Origin of the sequence: Bradyrhizobium sp. 192, from assembly GCF_023100965.1 — a bacterium.
Lineage (GTDB): Bacteria > Pseudomonadota > Alphaproteobacteria > Rhizobiales > Xanthobacteraceae > Bradyrhizobium > Bradyrhizobium symbiodeficiens.
Genome location: NZ_CP064690.1, coordinates 6,045,905 through 6,064,008 on the forward strand (window position 1 = coordinate 6,045,905; position 18,104 = coordinate 6,064,008).

The 18,104-nt window shown below is 64.8% G+C and carries 20 protein-coding genes and 1 pseudogene; 10 read left to right on the plus strand and 11 right to left on the minus strand.

Annotated features, from left to right (window positions below):
- Positions 1-104: 104 nt before the first annotated feature.
- Genes IVB24_RS28380 through fliL form a run of 4 tightly spaced genes read right to left on the minus strand, consistent with a single transcriptional unit; the run spans position 105 to position 3,054 of the window.
- Complete coding sequence (locus IVB24_RS28380; RefSeq protein ID WP_094972330.1) at positions 105-869, minus strand: flagellar protein FlbB; 765 nt, start codon at positions 867-869, stop codon at positions 105-107.
- A 9-nt stretch (positions 870-878) separates the two neighbouring features.
- Positions 879-1,325, minus strand: coding sequence for a DUF6468 domain-containing protein (locus tag IVB24_RS28385; RefSeq protein WP_094972331.1), 447 nt, complete (start codon positions 1,323-1,325; stop codon positions 879-881).
- The gene (gene fliM, locus IVB24_RS28390) at positions 1,322-2,524 is read right to left on the minus strand and encodes a flagellar motor switch protein FliM (RefSeq protein ID WP_094972332.1); all 1,203 of its coding nucleotides are present in this window, start codon (positions 2,522-2,524) and stop codon (positions 1,322-1,324) included. The genes IVB24_RS28385 and fliM overlap by 4 nt, the downstream gene beginning before the upstream one ends.
- A 29-nt stretch (positions 2,525-2,553) precedes the next feature.
- Positions 2,554-3,054, minus strand: coding sequence for a flagellar basal body-associated protein FliL (fliL, locus tag IVB24_RS28395; RefSeq protein WP_018321851.1), 501 nt, complete (start codon positions 3,052-3,054; stop codon positions 2,554-2,556).
- A 373-nt stretch (positions 3,055-3,427) separates the two neighbouring features.
- Between fliL and flgF the strand changes: the two genes are divergently transcribed.
- The 4 genes from flgF to flgH are packed head-to-tail and all read left to right on the plus strand — an operon-like array spanning position 3,428 to position 6,909.
- On the plus strand, positions 3,428-4,189 hold the full coding sequence (flgF, locus tag IVB24_RS28400; RefSeq protein ID WP_247769775.1) for a flagellar basal-body rod protein FlgF: 762 nt from the start codon (positions 3,428-3,430) through the stop codon (positions 4,187-4,189).
- Between the two features lie 16 nt (positions 4,190-4,205).
- Positions 4,206-4,994 (plus strand): flagellar basal-body rod protein FlgG, encoded by a 789-nt coding sequence (flgG, locus tag IVB24_RS28405; RefSeq protein ID WP_091965437.1) that lies wholly within the window; start codon positions 4,206-4,208, stop codon positions 4,992-4,994.
- A gap of 10 nt (positions 4,995-5,004) precedes the next feature.
- The gene (gene flgA / locus IVB24_RS28410) at positions 5,005-6,138 is read left to right on the plus strand and encodes a flagellar basal body P-ring formation chaperone FlgA (protein WP_247769776.1); all 1,134 of its coding nucleotides are present in this window, start codon (positions 5,005-5,007) and stop codon (positions 6,136-6,138) included.
- A gap of 9 nt (positions 6,139-6,147) precedes the next feature.
- Positions 6,148-6,909, plus strand: a complete 762-nt coding sequence (gene flgH, locus IVB24_RS28415) for a flagellar basal body L-ring protein FlgH (protein WP_094972335.1) — start codon at positions 6,148-6,150, stop codon at positions 6,907-6,909.
- Positions 6,910-7,092: 183 nt separating this feature from the next.
- Here the strand turns inward: flgH and IVB24_RS28420 are convergent, their stop codons facing one another.
- Both IVB24_RS28420 and IVB24_RS28425 read right to left on the minus strand, forming a co-directional pair.
- Positions 7,093-7,872 carry a fumarylacetoacetate hydrolase family protein gene (locus tag IVB24_RS28420; protein ID WP_247769777.1) on the minus strand — a complete coding sequence of 260 codons (780 nt, stop codon included), beginning with the start codon at positions 7,870-7,872 and terminating at the stop codon, positions 7,093-7,095.
- Between the two features lie 78 nt (positions 7,873-7,950).
- The gene (locus tag IVB24_RS28425) at positions 7,951-8,979 is read right to left on the minus strand and encodes an aldehyde reductase (RefSeq protein ID WP_247769778.1); all 1,029 of its coding nucleotides are present in this window, start codon (positions 8,977-8,979) and stop codon (positions 7,951-7,953) included.
- Positions 8,980-9,071: 92 nt separating this feature from the next.
- On the opposite strand from IVB24_RS28425, the pseudogene IVB24_RS28430 reads away from it, so the two are divergent.
- Positions 9,072-9,471, plus strand: a pseudogene (locus IVB24_RS28430) (helix-turn-helix domain-containing protein).
- A 282-nt stretch (positions 9,472-9,753) separates the two neighbouring features.
- Here IVB24_RS28430 and dksA read toward each other — a convergent pair.
- Positions 9,754-10,119, minus strand: a complete 366-nt coding sequence (dksA, locus tag IVB24_RS28435; RefSeq protein WP_008554760.1) for an RNA polymerase-binding protein DksA — start codon at positions 10,117-10,119, stop codon at positions 9,754-9,756.
- A 216-nt stretch (positions 10,120-10,335) separates the two neighbouring features.
- On the minus strand, positions 10,336-10,947 hold the full coding sequence (locus IVB24_RS28440; RefSeq protein WP_247769780.1) for an NAD(P)-dependent oxidoreductase: 612 nt from the start codon (positions 10,945-10,947) through the stop codon (positions 10,336-10,338).
- A gap of 129 nt (positions 10,948-11,076) precedes the next feature.
- On the opposite strand from IVB24_RS28440, the gene IVB24_RS28445 reads away from it, so the two are divergent.
- Positions 11,077-11,448, plus strand: a complete 372-nt coding sequence (locus IVB24_RS28445) for a helix-turn-helix domain-containing protein (RefSeq protein ID WP_094972339.1) — start codon at positions 11,077-11,079, stop codon at positions 11,446-11,448.
- Between the two features lie 142 nt (positions 11,449-11,590).
- Here the strand turns inward: IVB24_RS28445 and IVB24_RS28450 are convergent, their stop codons facing one another.
- Positions 11,591-12,004: a flagellar assembly protein FliX gene (locus tag IVB24_RS28450; RefSeq protein ID WP_094972340.1), complete on the minus strand. Its 414-nt coding sequence runs from the start codon at positions 12,002-12,004 to the stop codon at positions 11,591-11,593.
- Positions 12,005-12,289: 285 nt separating this feature from the next.
- Here IVB24_RS28450 and IVB24_RS28455 point away from each other — a divergent pair, with 285 nt between their 5' ends.
- The 4 genes from IVB24_RS28455 (at position 12,290) to IVB24_RS28470 (ending at position 14,812) form a co-directional block, all read left to right on the plus strand.
- Complete coding sequence (locus IVB24_RS28455) at positions 12,290-13,414, plus strand: flagellar basal body P-ring protein FlgI (RefSeq protein ID WP_094972341.1); 1,125 nt, start codon at positions 12,290-12,292, stop codon at positions 13,412-13,414.
- On the plus strand, positions 13,414-13,782 hold the full coding sequence (gene flgJ / locus IVB24_RS28460; RefSeq protein ID WP_162308635.1) for a flagellar assembly peptidoglycan hydrolase FlgJ: 369 nt from the start codon (positions 13,414-13,416) through the stop codon (positions 13,780-13,782). The genes IVB24_RS28455 and flgJ overlap by 1 nt, the downstream gene beginning before the upstream one ends.
- An 11-nt stretch (positions 13,783-13,793) precedes the next feature.
- A complete protein-coding gene (locus IVB24_RS28465) occupies positions 13,794-14,288 on the plus strand; it encodes a hypothetical protein (RefSeq protein ID WP_094972343.1) in 495 nt (164 codons plus the stop codon).
- A gap of 164 nt (positions 14,289-14,452) precedes the next feature.
- Positions 14,453-14,812: a hypothetical protein gene (locus IVB24_RS28470; protein WP_094972344.1), complete on the plus strand. Its 360-nt coding sequence runs from the start codon at positions 14,453-14,455 to the stop codon at positions 14,810-14,812.
- 135 nt (positions 14,813-14,947) lie between these two features.
- Here IVB24_RS28470 and flaF read toward each other — a convergent pair whose 3' ends face one another.
- Together flaF and IVB24_RS28480 are read right to left on the minus strand one after the other, a co-directional pair.
- Entirely contained in the window at positions 14,948-15,316 is a 369-nt protein-coding gene (gene flaF, locus IVB24_RS28475; RefSeq protein ID WP_094972345.1) for a flagellar biosynthesis regulator FlaF, read from the minus strand.
- 288 nt (positions 15,317-15,604) lie between these two features.
- Positions 15,605-17,893, minus strand: coding sequence for a DUF1522 domain-containing protein (locus IVB24_RS28480; protein WP_094972346.1), 2,289 nt, complete (start codon positions 17,891-17,893; stop codon positions 15,605-15,607).
- Positions 17,894-18,104: the final 211 nt, after the last annotated feature.

The window sequence follows — 18,104 nt, forward strand, 5'->3', positions numbered from 1 at the left end:
TTGCGGCATGTCTTCCGTTTCGACGGGTCCACGACGGCACTGGTGCCGGCCCCTGCCCCCGACTCTAAGGTTTTGCCAATTAAGGACTTCTTAAGTATGAGCCCTCAATTCGGCTTTTGCGTCGGCTTGCCGTCGATCTTCGGCAACTCGCCGGCAGAGGCCGACTGATCGCCGCCGCCATTGGCACGGCGGGCCATCTCGACCGTCAGCTTCTCGGCGGCCTCCGGCGACATCAGTCCCATGATGTCCGACATCTTCCGTGGCGCGATCGCCGAGGCGATCTCGATCAGCACGCCCATCTCGAGCCGGTCGAACACCCGCGCAGCGTCCTTGGGCTTCATGCCCTCGTACATGGTCACGAGGCCCTTCATCCGCTGGGCTTCGGCCGCCTTCTGCTCGGCCTGCGTCGCGGAGATGCGGGTTTCCACCGCCTTCATCTCCTCGACCTTGCCTTCGATGCGCTTCTCGGCCGACTTCAACAGGCTCTCGCGGATGTCGATCTCGCGCTGGCGGGCCTCGATCTCCTGGCGGCGCGCCTGCAACCGTTCGAGGATCGCGCGCTCGGAGGCCGAGATCTGCGGCTGGGCTTCGTCGATCTTGACCACGGTGCCTTCCGGCTTGGTCTCGGGCGCGGCGGGCTTGGGCGCCTCCTTCGGCGCGCCGTGGGTCGAGCCGGTGATGATCTCCGGCTCCTCGCGGCCGGTCGGGAAGTTCAGATTTTCCTCCGCCCAGGACTTCTTGGTCTGGTTCGGCTTGTAGTCGAAGACGTAGCCGCCATTGATCACGAGGCCCGCCACCTTCAGCGTGGCGAGACCTGCGATGGCGACCAGGACGACCGGGATGACGCGGATGTTACGAAAGGACTTCATACCCTGACTTTATGCGGCAAGGCCGTTGGACCGTCGGCGTTCGGAGAAGGCTTCGGCTGCAGCCGCCACCGCCTTCGCCGACGAGGGCTTGGCTGCGGACGCGACGACCGTCTCGGGATTGGTCATGGGGCGCGCCGCGATCGCGATCTTGGACAACCGCCGCACCACGTTGTCGGCTTCGCCGAGCTGCTTGTAGAGCTGGTCCGACATCTGCGTCGCCGCGACGAGCTGGCTGCCGAGGTTCTCGTTGACGTCGCGCACGGCGAGCTTCAGCCCGCCGATCGCGCGCTCGGCGATCTCGGTCGCTGTGATCAGCTCGCCGATCACCGCCTTCAGCGAATGCTCGTCCGCCTTCAGCCGCGTCAGCCGCTTGTTGAGCATGACGCAGTAGAAGATCGTCAGCATCAGCAGGATAGCCACCAGCGTCTCGATCGCCATTCCAAGGGAGTGGTTCATGGGGCCTCCATCATCTTGTTCTGCTCGTCCACCTTCTCGAACATCGCAAGTGTCGTACTTGGCTTGCGCAAGGGTTTCGTCACGCGGATCGCGACGCGGTCGCCGACCCGGCCCATCCGCCCCTCGGTCAGCGTGACGTCGCCGCAGCGCACGGTGACGTTGGCGTCGGCGCGCATGTCCAGCGGCAGCGTGTCGCCGACCTTGAGCCGCATCAGCTGCTTGAGCGGAATCTCGGCCTCGTAGAGCACGGCATCGACGGCGATCTCCGCCTGCACGATCTCGGTGGCGAAATGGCCTTCCCAGACCGGATCGCGGCCGAACTTTTCGCCCATGAACATCTGGAGCAGAACGCCCCGGATCGGTTCGATGGTCGCGTAAGGCAGCAGCAGCTCGATGTTGCCGCCGCGGTCTTCCATGTCGATGCGCAGGCGCACCAGGATCGCAGCGTTGGCGGGACGGCTGATCGCGGCGAAACGCGGATTGGTCTCGAGCCGGTCGATCGTGAAAGTCACCGGCGACAGCGGCCGGAACGCCTGCTCGGCGTCGGCCATGACCACCTCGACCAGCCGCTTGACCAGCTCGGTCTCGATCGTGGTGTAGGGCCGCCCCTCGATGCGGAGCTGGCTGGTGCCGCGGCGGCCGCCGAGCAGCACGTCGATCATCGAGTAGATCAGGCTGGAATCGACCACCGCCATGCCGAAATTGTCCCACTCTTCGGCCTTGAAGACGGTGAGGACGGCGGGCAGCGGGATCGAATTCATGTAATCGCCGAAGCGCACCGAGGTGATGCGGTCGAGCGAGACTTCGACGTTGTCGGAGGTGAAATTGCGCAAGCTCGTCGTCAGCAGCCGCACCAGGCGGTCGAAGACGATTTCGAGCATCGGCAGACGCTCGTAGGAGACCATCGCCGAATCGATGATGGCGCGAATGCCGGAATGGTCGTCGAGGGTGACGTCGCCGACGGCGAAGCCGAGGAGGTTGTCGATCTCCTCCTGCGACAGCACCCTCTCGCCGGAGTTCTTGCCGGTGCCGAGATCGCGGCTGCCGTCCTCGACCATAGCCGCCCATTGCAGGGCCATGGTCTCCGATAGTTCGTTTTCGGCGGCAGCCTTCGCGGCCTCCGCGGGATCCTCGGAATCGAGCGATGCCTCCCATTGGGCGGCAATCGCATCCTGGTCCATTTGCTCGTTGCCGGCCATGACGCTAGCCCGTTACCTTCCGCAAGCCGTCACTGGATCACGACTTCCTTGAACAGCACCGCGCTGACCTGGACCGGGGCGACCGCCGCGTTGACGCGCTTGGTCAGCTCCTCCTTGAGGCGGAAGATGCCGGCCGACCCGTTGAGGTCGGAGGGACGCAGCTCGCGCACGTAAGTCTGGAAGATGTCGGTGACGCGCGGCATCGTCGGCTTGATCGCCTCGATCTGCTTCTCTTCTTTCAGCTCCAGCACGATCTTCAGCCGCAGATATTGCACGCGCTCGCCGGGCGCGCCGGCGAGATTGACCATGATGTCGGGGACGTCGACGAAGGACGGCGGCTTCGGCGGGGGTGCTGCCTCGGCATGATGCTCGTCGTCGCCGTGACGAAAGAAGAAGAACCAGGTCGCAGCACCGCCGCCGAGCACGGCGAGCAGGCCGACGGCCATGATGATGAGCTTCAGCTTGTTCTTGGGCGGAGCGGCTTCCGCGCCTTCAGCGGCTGCGCCGCCTTCCGCTTCATTCTCTGCCATGGCCGCGCCCGGATCTCTCAAAGGGGTCGAAAGAGCGAAGCCTCAAGACAAGAACGCGATACAAATGCCCCGGCGCGATGCGCTCCTCTTCATGCAAACGCTACGGTAATAATGGTTAACGGAACCTTTCGATTGGGCATCCACTAGGAAAAATCTGCCGGGCAGACATGGCTAACAGAACCTTTCTGCCGCCCTCCGACGCCCCGCGAAAATCAGCAAACCGCTGAAATTACGAACTTTTTCAGGTTGGCACGGCTTTCGCTGAGAAAGGATCGAGACCGAACGGTTTGGGAGAACCCGACGGTCTCGTTCACGGGGTCCGCCACGGCGCTTGGGAGAGCGAAATGGCAGATCCGCTCAGGGGAGATTTCCGATGCAGAACGCGCTTCTGATCGGCTTGTCACGGCAGATGACGTTGGAACGGCAGATGGATGTCATCGCCAACAACGTCGCCAATGCCAACACCAACGGCTTCAAGGCCGACCATTCGCTGTTCGAGGAATTCCTCAACTCGAACGCGCGCGAGGACAATTTCGTCGGCGCGGACCGTCGTGTCTCCTACGTGCAGGACCGCGGCACCTACCGCGACATCGGCCAGGGGCCGATGGAGGCGACCAGCAACCCGCTCGACATGGCGATCGACGGCAACGCCTATTTCGCCGTGCAGGCCAATGGCGGCGAGATGTTCACGCGCGACGGCAAGTTCTTGCTCAACAGCACCGGTCAGCTCGTTACCCCGAGCGGCAATCTGGTGCTCGGCACCGGCGGCCCGATCACCTTCCAGCCGACCGATCACGACATCAACGTCGCGCCGGACGGCACCATCACGGTGCTCGAAGGCACCGCCAAGACCGACTCGATCCGCGGCAAGATCCGCATGGCCTCGTTCGACGATCCGACCAAGCTGACCAAGCTCGGCGCCAATCTCTATTCCGCCGGCTCCGCCACCCAGCAGCCCGATGCCAAATCCACCGTGCGCCAGGGCTATCTCGAGAAGTCGAACGTGAATTCGGTCGGCGAGATGACCCGCATGGTCGAAGTCATGCGCAGCTACACCGCCATCGCCAACCTGCTCCAGCAGCAGAGCGACCTCCACAAATCGGCGATCGAGAAGCTCGCCGACGTTCCGGCCTGATTGAAGGAGAACTGAGATGCAGGCGCTTCACACCGCAGCGACCGGAATGGCGGCACAGGAACTCAACGTTCAGGTGATCTCCAACAACATCGCGAACCTCCGCACCACCGGCTTCAAGAAGCAGACCGCGGCGTTCCAGGACCTGATCTACGAGCACGTCCGCCGCGTCGGCGCGCAGGCCTCGGACCAGGGCACCATCCTGCCCGTCGGCGTCGACATCGGCGGCGGCGTCAAGACCGTCGGCACGCCGCGCAGCATGACGCAGGGCACGCTGTCGCAGACCGGCAACGATCTCGACCTCGCGATGTCCGGCGAAGGTTTCTTCAAGATCCTGATGCCCGACGGCACCTACCAATACACCCGCGACGGCACCTTCCAGATGGACAACCAGGGCCGCGTCGTCACCGCCCAGGGCAACCCGGTGCAGCCGACGATCACGATCCCGAACAACGCCTCCGGCATCTCGGTGAGCGAGCAGGGCCAGGTCTCGGTGACGCTGCCGGGCTCGTCGACCTCCTCGATCGTCGGCCAGATCGGCGTGACCCGCTTCATCAACAAGGCCGGCCTGCAGCCGGTCGGCAGCAACCAGTTCACCGAGACGCCTTCGTCCGGCCCGCCGCAGGACGGCACCGCGAACTCCGAGGGCTACGGCAAGATCACGCAAGGCAGCCTCGAGCAGGCCAATGTCGACGTCGTCTCGGAGATGAGCGACCTGATCGCCGCGCAGCGCGCCTACGAGATGAACGCCAAGGTGATCAGCGCCGCCGACCAGATGATGCAATCGACCACGGCGCTGTTCCGCTGAGGTGATGACGATGATCCGCACCACCCTCGCCACCCTCTCCGCCCTGCTCGCGCTGGCCCTGCCGGCAGCGGCCGCGGACGACTTCATCGCCCCGCCGACGCTGCGCGCGAGCGTCACCGTGACTTCGGACGTGGTGCGTGTCGGCGATCTCATCGACAATGCCGGATCGGCCGCGCTGATCCCGGTCTACCGCTCGCCCGATCTCGGCACCACCGGCACGCTGACGGTCGGCCAGGTGCTGTCGGTGCTCCGCGCCAAGCAGGTGATCGGCGTCATGACCGGCGACCTCAAGGAGGTCCAGGTCACCCGCCTCGCCCGCACGCTGGCGAACAAGGATCTCGAAACCGCGGTCGCATCGGCGCTCGAGCGCCGCTTCGGCCTCGGGGACGCCGCCAACATCAACGTCACCTTCGACCGCGGCGTCGCCGAGATGCGGCTGGATGCCTCCAACTCCGGCGCGCTGCAGCCGGTCGCAACCCGCTATGACGCCCGCAGCGGCCGTTTCGACATCGCCTTCGAGATCGCCAACGACAACAATTCGACCCCGACCAAGCTGCGCTTCACCGGTACCGCGATCGAGACGGTGGAAGTGGCCGTGCTGACGCGCGACATCGACCGTGCCGAGCTCCTGAAATCCTCCGACGTCACGCTGGAGCGCCGGCCGAAGGCCGAGGTCACCGGCGAGGCCGCCTCGCGCGAGCGCAGCGTCGGGATGCAGCTGCGCCGGCCGATGCGGGCAGGCACGCCGCTCCGCGTCGCCGACATCGTCAAGCCCGAATTGGTGGTGCGCGATCAGGCCGTCACCATCATCTACCAGGTGCCCGGCGTCTACCTCACCACGCGCGGGAAGGCGGTCGAGAGCGGCGCCGAGGGCGACGCCGTCAGCGTGGTCAATGTGCAAACCAAGCGGACGTTGACCGGCACCGTCACCGGCCGCGGCCAGGTGACGATCGAGGGCGCGAGCCACTCCGCGCCGATGGTGCCCGCGGTCGAGCAGACCTCCTCGCTCAAGCGCGATGAGGCGCCCGCCCCCGTCGACACCGCAGCACTCCTCCGGAACCTGGTGCAGGCCCCCGCGTCACCGGCCCAGATCGCAGAAGCCCAGATCCCGCAAGCTCGCGCCTCGCAAGCTCAAGCCAAGTAAGAGTTCGTCATGTCCGCTTTCAGTTCGGCTTACCGTCTTCGTCGCATCGCGATCTCCGCCCTGCTGCTGGCCTCTTGCGCGCTGGGCGGCTGTTCCTCGATCGACCGCCTGTCGCAGATCGGCGAGCAACCGAAATTGTCCGCGATCGACAATCCGACGACGCAGCCGGGCTACAAGCCGGTGCAGATGCCGATGCCGAAGCCGGAAGTCGCCTCCTATAATCCGAACTCGCTGTGGCGCAACGGCAGCCGCGCCTTCTTCAAGGACCAGCGCGCCCGCCAGGTCGGCGACCTCCTGACCGTGACCGTGAACATCACGGACAAGGCCAACATCGCCAACGAGACCCAGCGCAGCCGCACCGCCAAAGAAGATTCGGGAATTACCGACTTTATCGGCAGCCAGACCGTCACGCAGCCGCTCAAGGTCCTGCCCGGTCGCCTTCTCACCACCGACTCGACATCCTCCTCCGACGGCAAGGGCTCGGTCAATCGCACCGAAGCGTTGCAGACCAACGTCGCCGCGGTCGTCACCCAGGTGCTGCCGAACGGCAACCTCGTGGTCGAAGGCAAGCAGGAGATCCGCGTCAACTACGAGATCCGCGAGCTCGTGGTCGCCGGCATCGTCCGGCCCGAAGACATCCAGAGCGACAACACCATCGATTCCAGCAAGATCGCGCAAGCCCGCATCGCCTACGGCGGCCGCGGCCAGATCACGGACGTGCAGCAGCCGCGCTACGGCCAGCAAGTCATGGACGTGCTGCTGCCCTTCTAAGTCTCTCCCGAGCTCCCACATCGTGTTCGCGAACCTAGGCGCGGGCGACGATGTACTACGCGGCCTCCGGTAGCTCCCCTGCCGGAGGCCGCATGTATTTTTGGGATGGTTCGTATAGCGGCTGCGCGTCGGATGGTCGCATGAGAGCGAGACGCCATCCACGTCATTGCGATAGAGAAGACCTCACGTAAACTCCGCCTCCACCGCCCCCAGCCCGTCCAGCTCCATCCGCACCTTGTCACCGGCCTTCAGCCACAGCGTCTTGACCAGGCTGCCCGTCAGCACGAGCTGTCCCGCGTGAAGACCCTTGCCGTCGGCGGCGAGATGGTTGGCGAGCCAGGCGAGCGCGTTGTGGGGATGACCGAGGACGTCGGCGCCGGTGCCGTGGCTGACCTCCTCGCCGTTGACGATGGCGCGGCCCTTGACCGCCCTCAGGTCCGGCACCGACGAGCGCGGAACCGACGGGGCCAGCACGCAGCCGGCGGCGAAGAAATCGTCGGCGATCAGTGTCGGCGCGCCCATCGTCTCCCACTTCACGTAGCGGTCGTCGACGATCTCGATCGCGGGATGATAGGCCTCGACGGCTTCGCCGACCCATTCGGCGGTGAACGGCGCTTCGCCGGCGGCAAGGTCGCGCTTCAGGCGCACCGCGATCTCGCATTCGACGCCGACGCGGACATAGTCGGCGGCCGCGAGCCTGACGCCGCTGTCGTGCACGCCCTTCTGGAACACGCCGCCGCCGCAGGGGTGCGGAATGCCGATATATTCCTGCATCACCGGACTGGTGCAACCGATCTTGTAGCCGACCAGCGGCCCGGCATGCGGCAGCAGCAGATCGTGCAGCGCGCGCTGGACTTCGTAGCCTTCGTCCTCGTCGGCGGGAGGAACCTCAAGCGCGGCAAGCGGCGCATGGTTGCGCCGCGCCAGCGCGATCGCCTTTGCGGCTTTGAGAATATTGTCCATCGGCGCCGCCTCCTACGCTACCCAATCGAGGACGGCACTTCAGCACCCCCGCCGGGGCGTGACAAGGACGGGGCGGCCTCACGCCTTCACGAGACCAAGACGGATCAGGCTCCCGGCCGTTGCGAGGATCGCTTCATTGTTGGAACGGGGCTGCCAGCCGAGCACCGACCTCGCCTTGGCGCTGGTCGAATGTCGCACCTTGCCGAGCATCGGCACGACCGCGCGCAGCAAAGGGATCCGGTTCGCAGCGAGCCGCACCAGCCAGTCCGGCGCCTGAAGCCGCGGAACCCGGCCCGCCCGCGGCCCCAGTTCCCGCCGCAGCACCTTGGCGATGTCGAGGATCGACATCGTCTCGCCGGAAACCGCGATGAAACGCTCGCCCTTCGCCTCGGGCGCCGTCATCGCCCGCAGATGCAGATCGGCGACGTCGCGCACGTCGACCACGCCGAAATAGACCCGCGGCACGGCCGGCATGGCACCGTCGAGCAGCGACTTGACGATCTCGATCGAGCCGGAGAAGTCCGGCCCGAGCACCGGACCGAAGATGCCGGCGGGATTGACCACCGACAATTCGAGCCCGCCGCCCTCCTGCGCGATGAAATCCCAGGCCGCACGCTCGGCCAGCGTCTTGGACTTGATGTAGGGCTGCACGTCGGCGCCGCCGAGATTGGTCCAATCGGACTCGTCGAACGGCTTTTCGCGCGGCGGATGGCCGTAGCCGATCGCCCCCAGCGACGAGGTGATGACCACGCGCCTGACGCCGGCATCGCGCGCGGCGCGCAGCACCCGCAGCGTACCGTCACGGGCGGGGATGATCATCTCGTTCTCGTCCCTGGGAACGCTGGTCGAGAGCGGCGAGGCGACATGGAGCACGTAGTCGCATCCCGCGACCGCCTCGCGCCAGCCCTCGTCCGCGGTGAGGTCGGCGGTGAAGAAGGACAGGCTTTCGGGCGATGCCGCCCCGCCCTCGCGCAGCATGGCTAGCACGTCGGCCTGCCGGTCCGGCCGGCGCACCGTGGTCCGCACCTGATGGCCGGCGGCGAGAAGCTGCAGGACGACATGGATGCCGACGAAGCCGGACCCGCCGGTCACCAGGACAGTGCTCATTGCCAAATTCCCTCATTGCCCAGGCCGGCGAATTGGTTCCGCCACCTGCTCAGGGCCGCATCTGGTCACTATCTCAGGGGGCAACAAGTAGAATGGATTTCGAGACCAGTATGGAAAACCTGACCACCGCCTGCGAGGAGGACTGCGATTGCAGCCCCGACCCTGCCGTGCTCGCCGATTTCAAGCAGGCCATCCACGCCCTCGGCGGCAAGTGGAAGCTGGAGATCCTGTTCGCACTGATGAACGGTGCGGTCCGCTTCGGCGCCTTGCGGCGATCGATCGGCGGCATCACCCAGCACATGCTGACCACGCAATTGCGCGAGCTGCAGCGGGACGGATTGGTGTCGCGTACCGTTCTCGCTTCGAGGCCGTTGCAGATCGCGTACGAGCTGACCGATGCGGCCTACGGCTTGCTGCCGGCGTTTAAGGAAATATTGAGCTGGTCCCAGGCTTTATGGGGATGCACGCCTCGCGGCGCCGCAAGAAGCCTGATTGCAGCGATGCGTGATGCAGCTCGATCCACGCTTCAACAGGCCTGGCGATCTCGTTGATGCGACTCGCAAAAGCGCACGCACCTGAAGTTAAGGTCGATTCTCATCCGAACTCACGTGAGCTCGGAGGAGTGGACTCTAGCCCATTGATCGTGATTCACTTTTCGCGCTTCCGCTCGCGCGCAAACGCGCGCGGCTGCAAACGTCGGGCACAATGCTGATCACGGCGCGAAGCGGCGCCTTGAGTCCAAAAACAAAGAGCCGCATCTCTGCGGCTCGGGCTCTATTCGTCGCGATAGACCTTCTCGCGCTTCTCGTGGCGCTCCTGCGCCTCCACCGAGAGCGTCGCGATGGGCCGGGCCTCGAGCCGCTTCAACGAGATCGGCTCGCCGGTGTCCTCGCAATACCCGTAGGTGTTGTCCTCGATACGCTGGAGCGCGGCGTCGATCTTGGCGATCAGCTTGCGCTGGCGGTCGCGGGCACGGAGTTCGATGGCACGGTCGGTTTCGGACGATGCCCGATCGGCGAGATCGGGATGGTTCACGTTCTCCTCCTGCAGGGCTTGCAGGGTGAGCTTGGACTCTTTGAGTATCTCATCCTTCCAGGCGAGGAGCTTCAAACGGAAGTACTCCTTCTGCCGGTCGTTCATGAAAGGCTCTTTTTCGGTCGGTCGGTAGTTTTTCAACTTTTCCAAGGGCGGCCTATCTGTCTAAGCAACGACTCGCACAACGGAACGAGGTCCGCTGAGCGGGGCCTTATATAGCGGCCACCTGTGACAGACAATATTTCCCTCACGGCCCGAGCGGCGCCCCCAAGCCCTTGCACAGGAAGGTTTATCCTGGAGGGCCCGGGGACGGCCGAAGACCTAGTAGCCGACCGTGAAACGCTGCCGCTGATGGGCCGGCCGCTCGATTTCGTCGGCGAGCGCAATGGCATAGTCGGCAAAGGTGATCCAGCTCTTGCCGTTCGCATCTGCGAGAAGCTGGTCGGTCCCGAGCCGGAACTTGCCGGTGCGGTCCCCCTCGACGAACAGCGCCGACGGCGAAATGAAGGCCCAGTTAAGCTCCTTTTCCTGCCGCAGCAGGTCGAGGAAAGCCGAGCCCGCCTCCGCCTCCGCCTTGTATTGGGCCGGAAAATTGGGAGTCGTGACCAGTTTCAGGCCCGGTGCGACCTCGAGGCTGCCGGCGCCGCCGACGACGAGATAACGACCAACTTTGGCGTCCTTCGCCGCGCCGATCAGGTTCTGCGCATCGCTGGCCAGGAAGTGCACGGAACTCACGGCGACGTCGTGCCCGGCCCAAAGCTTGGCAAGGCCCGCCTGGTCGAGCACGTCTCCCTTGGTCGGCGTGACGTTCGGCAGGGCCGCGATCTTCTCGGGATTCCGGGCGATGGCGGTGACCGCATGGCCGCGGCGGGACAGTTCCTTGGTGATCTCCGACCCGGCCCGGCCCGATGCGCCGGCAACTGCGATTTTCATGGAAGGCTCCTTTGTAACTAACAGTAACTAGATATCGCAAAGAATGCTGGTGTTAAGAGAGCACTTTGTGCTTACCTGATAACGTAGGGGTGACCGCCAAGCGACGAAACCGGATTCTGAGGCCCGACGATGAAACCCGACGTCTATGCAGCGAACTGCCCTACGCGCCAGATTCTCGATCGCATCGGCGACAAATGGGCCGTGCTGATCCTGCTGCTGCTGCGCGAGGAGCCGATGCGCTTCAATCAGCTGCGCCGCACGATCGAAGGCATTTCGCAGAAGATGCTGAGCCAGGTTCTCAAATCGCTCGAACGCGACGGCCTGCTCAGGCGCCACGCCATCGCGACCGTGCCCGTCACGGTGGAGTATTCGATCACGCAGCTCGGGCTGACGCTCGCCGGTGCGGTCGATCCGCTGCGCGATTGGGCCGAACAGAATCTGAAAGACGTTCTCGCCGCCCAGCGCAGCTATGACGCGCAGCAGAAGAAGGAAGCGGCGTAAGGGGCGCGTTGTGGAGCGACGCGCGGTCTCGCCCAATCCCGCTGTCATGCCCCGGCTACGCCGCGGCCCCTCGATTCAAAAACGACTGTCTCTGGAATACTGGGTCGCCCGGTCAAGCCTGACGACAGCTGACTATGCCTGACTACGCCTGTCCGGCCTTGGCCAGCTCGACCTCGACGCGCAGCTCGATCTCGGAAAGCAGCGAGTCCAGTCCCGGATCGCCTGAGGATGATTTCAGGTTCGCCGCAGCATCGCGCAGCCGCATCACGGTCGAGGCGTCGAGATTGCCGGACAGCAGCCCCATCTTGAGATCGTCGAGCACGTCGAGCGCCGTCCTGCCGCGGGAGACCGAACGCTTGCGGCGCTCGACCGGGTCCTCCTCGACGCCTTGCAGCGCCAGCAACCCGTCGATGTTGGTGGCGGCCTTCGGTGCGGCGGCGCTCCGGGTCTCCTGCGCCGACGAGGTGTCGGGCAGCACGAAGGTGCCGGAGCCGGTCCGCCGGGCCTGGCTGGCCGGCGATCCAAGTGTGGTGCCGTTCGGTCCGTAGATGCGCATCGGAGGGAATCCGGGTGGTCGATGCCGTCACCTTCGCCGTCTTATGGTTAACGGGGCGTAAACGGCCCGGCAAAATCTGCCGACAGGCGGCAGTTTCGGTCCTCAGGGACAACACCGGCTGACACCGGTCGAAACAGATTTAGTCAACCTATTCAGCCACCTATCCCTGCCGCGCCGGCTTGGCACGGCACTCGCAAGGACAGCGCCGGACCAGCTCGTCATGGGAGTGTCGTGCAGGTCCTTACGATTTGAGGAGCCCTTTTGAGGATCCTTGGGGAGCAGAGGATGCCAGGCGTTCGTTGGGTGAGGATTATCGGGGTCGCCTGTGCGACGCTGTCGGCGCTGACGCTGTCGCTCGCGCCCGCAGCTGCGACATCGCGCATCAAGGATCTCGCCAACATCGAAGGCGTGCGGCAGAACCAGCTCATCGGCTATGGCCTCGTCGTCGGCCTCAACGGCACCGGCGACACGCTCAACAACATCCCCTTCACCAAGCAGTCGCTGCAGGCGATGCTCGAGCGCATGGGCGTCAACATTCGCGGCGCCACCATCCGCACCGGCAACGTCGCAGCCGTGATGGTGACCGGCAATCTGCCGGCCTTCGCCACCCAGGGCACGCGCATGGACGTCACCGTCTCCGCGCTCGGCGATGCCAAGAACCTCCAGGGCGGCACCCTGCTCGTCACTCCCCTGCTCGGTGCCGACGGCAATGTCTACGCGGTGGCGCAGGGCTCGCTCGCGATCTCCGGCTTCCAGGCCGAGGGCGAGGCGGCCAAGATCGTGCGCGGCGTGCCGACCGTGGGACGCATCGCCAACGGTGCCATCATCGAGCGCGAGATCGAGTTCGCGCTCAACCGGCTGCCGAACGTGCGCCTGGCGCTGCGCAACGCCGACTTCACCACGGCCAAACGGATCGCGGCTGCGATCAACGATTATCTCGGCGTCAAGACCGCCGAGCCGATCGATCCTTCGACGGTGCAGCTCTCGGTCCCGCCCGAGTTCAAGGGCAACGTCGTCGCCTTTCTCACCGAGATCGAGCAGCTGCAGGTCGACCCTGATCTCGCCGCCAAGATCATCATCGACGAACGCAGCGGCATCATCGTGATGGGCCGCGACGTCCGCGTCGCTACCGTCGCGGTGGCGCAGGGCAACCTCACCGTCACCATCTCCGAGAGTCCGCAGGTCAGCCAGCCCAACCCGCTGTCGCGCGGCCGCACCGTGGTCGCGCCGCGCAGCAGCGTCACCGTCACCGAGGACGGCAAGAAACTGGCCCTCGTCAAGGACGGCGTCTCGCTCCAGCAACTCGTCGACGGCCTCAACGGCCTCGGCATCGGTCCGCGCGACATGATCAGCATCCTTCAGGCGATCAAGGCCGCCGGTGCGATCGAAGCCGACATCGAGGTGATGTGATGCAGGCCGGCACGATCAACACCCCGCGTGCCGCCACCTCCTCGGCCTTCTCGGTCGAGAGCCGCAACGGCCGGCCCGATTTCGAACTCGCGAGCGCCCTGCAAAAGGTTTCGCCGAAGCAGCAGGCCAAAGCGCAGAAGACCGCCACCGACTTCGAGGCGATGTTCCTCAACAGCATGTTCTCGCAGATGACCTCGGGCCTGAAGGGCGAAGGCCCGTTCGGCGACACGCCCGGCACCGGCGTGTGGCGCTCGATGCTGACCGAGCAATATTCCAAGAACTTCGCCAATGCCGGCGGCGTCGGCATTGCCCGCGACGTCTATCGCACCCTCATCACGCAGCAGGCGAAAACGATCCGCACGGCATAAGGTCAAACGAGATGAACCATTTCAACGCCTCACGTCAGCCGATGCAACAGCGCCCGAACACCGCGCCCGGCAGTGCCGAGGCGCGCAAGCTCGCCGAGGGCCTGATGGACGCGATGAGCGCCCTGCTCGGACTGATCGAGCGCGAGACCGAGCTCGTTCGCGCCGGCCAGGTTCGGGAGGCGATGATGCTCGAGAGCAAGAAGCAGGAGCTGTCGCGAAACTATGTCGGCGCCGTCGGCCAGTTGAAGGCGAACCAGGCGCAGCTCGCGAAATCCGCACCGGAGCTGCTCTCGACGCTGCACCGCCACCACGATGCGTTTCGCGCGATGCTCCAGGTCAATCTCACCGTGCTCGCGACTGCGCACGCGGTCTCCGAAAGCGTCGTGCGCGGCGTCAACGCCGAGATCCAGAAGCGCAACGTGCCGAACACCTACACGGCCGCAGGTCGCCGCGCAGCTCCCGGTCCGCGTCACATCACGCCGCTCGCGGTCAGCCGCTCGCTCTGAGCCGAGCGCGCACGAGAACAAGCTACAATTTTATGAAAAACCGCGCGGCGAAATCGTCGCGCGGTTAGGCACGTTTCCTTACCGGGTCTTCAGTCCTGGCGTTCCATGGTTGCGTTACGAGAGGGGTTGGGATTTGACTCACGTTAGGCAACCAGGAGGCTGCCATGAGTACAGATTTCAGCATCAGGCCGGTGGGGATCCCGGCTCCCGTGCAGATCGTAACGACGTCCAATGCGGCGGCGAACGAGGCTGTGCAAACCGATCTTCCGGTGAACCAGACGGTCGCCGCGGCGGATACGGGCGCGCCCGTGCGCAACGATCTGCCGAACCACGAGAACGTCTCGCGCCAGGTCGTGTTCGATCAGGCGGCCGCATCCTTCGTCTTTCAGGTCGTCAACGACAGGACCGACGCGGTGGTCAACCAGTTCCCCGACGAGGCGATGCTGCGCCGGCGAGCCTATTTCCATGCAATGGATATGAAGTCCGAACCCTCGCGTCCTCTCAGCACCGACGTCAGCGCCTGACGATCAGCTATTTCAGCGTGGCGCGATCTGTATCGATGTTCTGCTGCGTCTGACCGGCACCGGTCAGCGCGAAATTCGTGTTGCAGAAAGACGGAGATCCAAGCTGCTGGTGATGCCGAGCATCACGAGCAGCCGTCACGGCCGCCCGGACAGGCCCGCAGCGATGTTGCGGTTGATCTCGATCAGCGGACGGAAGTGATCGAACTGCGGGCTCATCTGCAGCGCGGCGGTCTGGCTCAGCACGAACACGCTGATGTTGGCGATCTTCTGCCGGACGTCGATCGGCTGCGGATTGTTCTCGCGCATCGCCTCGCTCAGGAAGATGGTCCAGAGCTTGCGGTTGAACATCAGGGCCTGCATGGTCTGTTCGCTGAGCGGATCGGCGTTGTTCACCGCATCCTGGAGCTTGTTCGCGGCCTTGAGCAGGGTCTGCGCCTCGATGTCGCGAGGAGATGCGGTGGTCGTTGCAACACGCGCATAAGCCGAGGCAGCGGAATTCGACATCAATCACACCCTGGAGGTTACCTAGCCCGTTGAACGCGCTAAGGATTTCTTTCCCAACCCTAGGCAGCACCGCTTAAGATTTGCTTACGTGTGTGCTTGGAAGGTACTCCGGATTATTACGGGGCACGGAGCTCTTCTCAGCGCAACGCTAGATGCACACACGCACGCTGTAAACTTGCGTCGCGTGATGCATGTCGATCTCAGCTAATCCTGCCTTAGCGATCTCCCTCAAAACAACGGCGGAGCATTAGCCCCGCCGTGACGTCTTAGCGATCTTGCGCTGCGAAATTAGCGCAGCAGCTGCAGCACGCTCTGCTGCGACTGGTTGGCGAGCGACAGCGCGGAGACCGCGATCGACTGGCGGGTCGACAGTGCCTGGCTGTTGGCTGCTTCCTCGTTGGTGTCGGCCAGCGTCAGGTTGGACGAGCCGGTCTGCAGCACGTTGATCAGGTTCTTTGAGAAGTCCTGACGCACCTGCACGATCGAGAGGTTCGAACCGAGCGATGATCCTTCCGAGCGCAGCCTGCTCGAGGCGGCATTCAGGCTGGCCAGCACCTTGTTGGTGGCGCCGTTGTCGATGAAGTCCGTGCCGGGAACGAGATTACTGAGGCCGAGGCCGGCCGCGTTGAACACGACGCCGTTGATGCCGAGCGTGGAGCTGCCGGTCTCGTTGAAGACCAGCTTCAGCGTGTCGCCGTTGAGCAGGTTGATGCCGTTGAAGGACGAATCCTGCGAGGTCGTGTCGATCTGCGCCAGGATGTTGTTGAACTGGCTGACCAGGCTCGATCGCGCGGTCTGCGCGACGGGATCCTGAATCGGAGGCTGCGCGGTGGTGAAGGCGAGCACGCCGGTGAGCGTACCGCCGACCGCGCCGCCCGCGGCCGTCGAACCGAGGGTCGAGGACGCGTACTCGTTGACGGTGGTGACCGTCAGCACGCCGTTGGCATCGATCGTCGCCGTCAGATGGTTCGCCTGCAGCTGCACGTTGAGCTGATCGAGCGTCTTGACGGTGCCGTTGGTGCCGTCGCCGAAGGTAACGCTCACCGGCGTACCGCCGTTGAAGGACGAGAAAGTCAGCGTCTTGCCGCTGACGCCGCCGACGCCCGAGGTGCGTGCCGCGGTGAAGGCGGTCGCCGTTCCCGTGTTGCCGCTGAGGCCGAAGGCGCTGAGGGCATTGCCGGTGCCGGTGATCGACAGGTCGGCATTGATGCCGGTGGAGAGCGCAAGCTGGCCGCTGCTGTTGACCGAGGACGGGATCTGGCCCGCGGTGGTCGACAGTGTCGCCGCGCCGTTGAAGATACTCGCCGTCTTGACGCCGGTGGCGAGGTCGACCGCGTTGAGCAGGTCGGTCAGCGTCGCGCTCTGGATATAGACGGTCGAGTTGCCGTTGCCGTCGGTGACGACATTGCCGTTGACGCCGCCGGAGGTCACGCTCAGCGCCGATTGCGGCGTCTGCGCGTTCTTGAAGGTGATGGTGTGGCCATCGATGTTCAGCGTGGAGCCGTCCTGAACGAGAGAGCCGAGCGAACCCGCGGTCGTCGAGCGGGCCGCGGTGACATTGGCATTGCCGGCGCCGGTCGCGGCGGTCAGACCAAGCGCCTTGAGGAAATCGGCCTTTCCGGTCACGCTCAGATCGGCGCCGGTCGAGCTCTTCAGCGTAGTTGCGCCCGCCGTGATGGAGGATGCCACCTGCAGCGTGCCGACGGGACCGGCCGCACCGCTGACCGCGATGGTCGCCGCCCCCGCACTGATCGTCGCGGTCTTGACGCCGCTGGCGAGGTCGATCGCACTGAGGACATCATTGATGGTTGCCCCGGGGGCAGCCGCCGTTCCTTCATAGACGATCGAATTGCCGTTGCCGTCTGTGGCGATGTGCCCGCTGGCATCGAGGCCCCAGCCGGTCGGCTGCGTGCTCGGCGCGACGCCGGTGCGGAAGGTGATGGTCTTGCCGTTCACCGTGATGGTGTCGCCATCGGCGGGTGCACTACCGAATGTGGTGGATGCGGTGGTGCCGACCAGCGTGGCGGTGCCGGACAGCGCGGTGGTGCCGTCGGCCGCGAGCGCTGCCGTGCCGGTAAAGGTGCCGGCGGTCGAACCCAGCGAGGCGCCGAGCGCGGCAGTCCCGGTGACCGGGGTCACGCCACCGGCTGCACCGGTATAGAGCACGTTGCTCTTGGCGGTCGCGCTCGCATAGGAGGTCGTGCCGCGCAAATCGGCCGGGGTCGCGCCGGGAATCGTGGTCGAGACGTTGGACTTGGTGGAGTAGCCGACCGTGGTCTGCAGCGCCTGGTTGGCGATCGACTTCGCGCTGTCGATCAATTTTTGCAGCGAGGTGATGCCGGTGTTGGCGGCCTGCAGCACCTGCACGCCGTTATTGATGCCGTCGAGCAGGTTGCTGATGTCGCTCGCCCTATTGTCCAACCCCTGCGCCGTGAAGAAGTTGGTGGGATTGTCGAGCGCGGTATTGACCTTCTTGCCGGTCGACAGCCGCTCCTGCGTCGTGGCCAGCAAGTCGGCCGTCGACTGCAGCGACAACAGGTTCTGGCGAACGGACGCCGAGAGAACGATGTTGGACATTGGCGAGTCTTCCTCTTGAACCGGATACGAATCGGCCGCGCGGTCTCGAAAGCGGGCTTTTGTCCAGTTTTAGGGGGTGTCCTTTAAAGTATGGTTAACGCCGGTTTAAGAGACACGGTTAATGGCCGGTGAACGCCTTGGCCCACCTCGGGACGCAAAAAGGGCGGCGGGGCAAATCGCCCCGCCGCCCGGTTTTATTTAGTAATTTCAG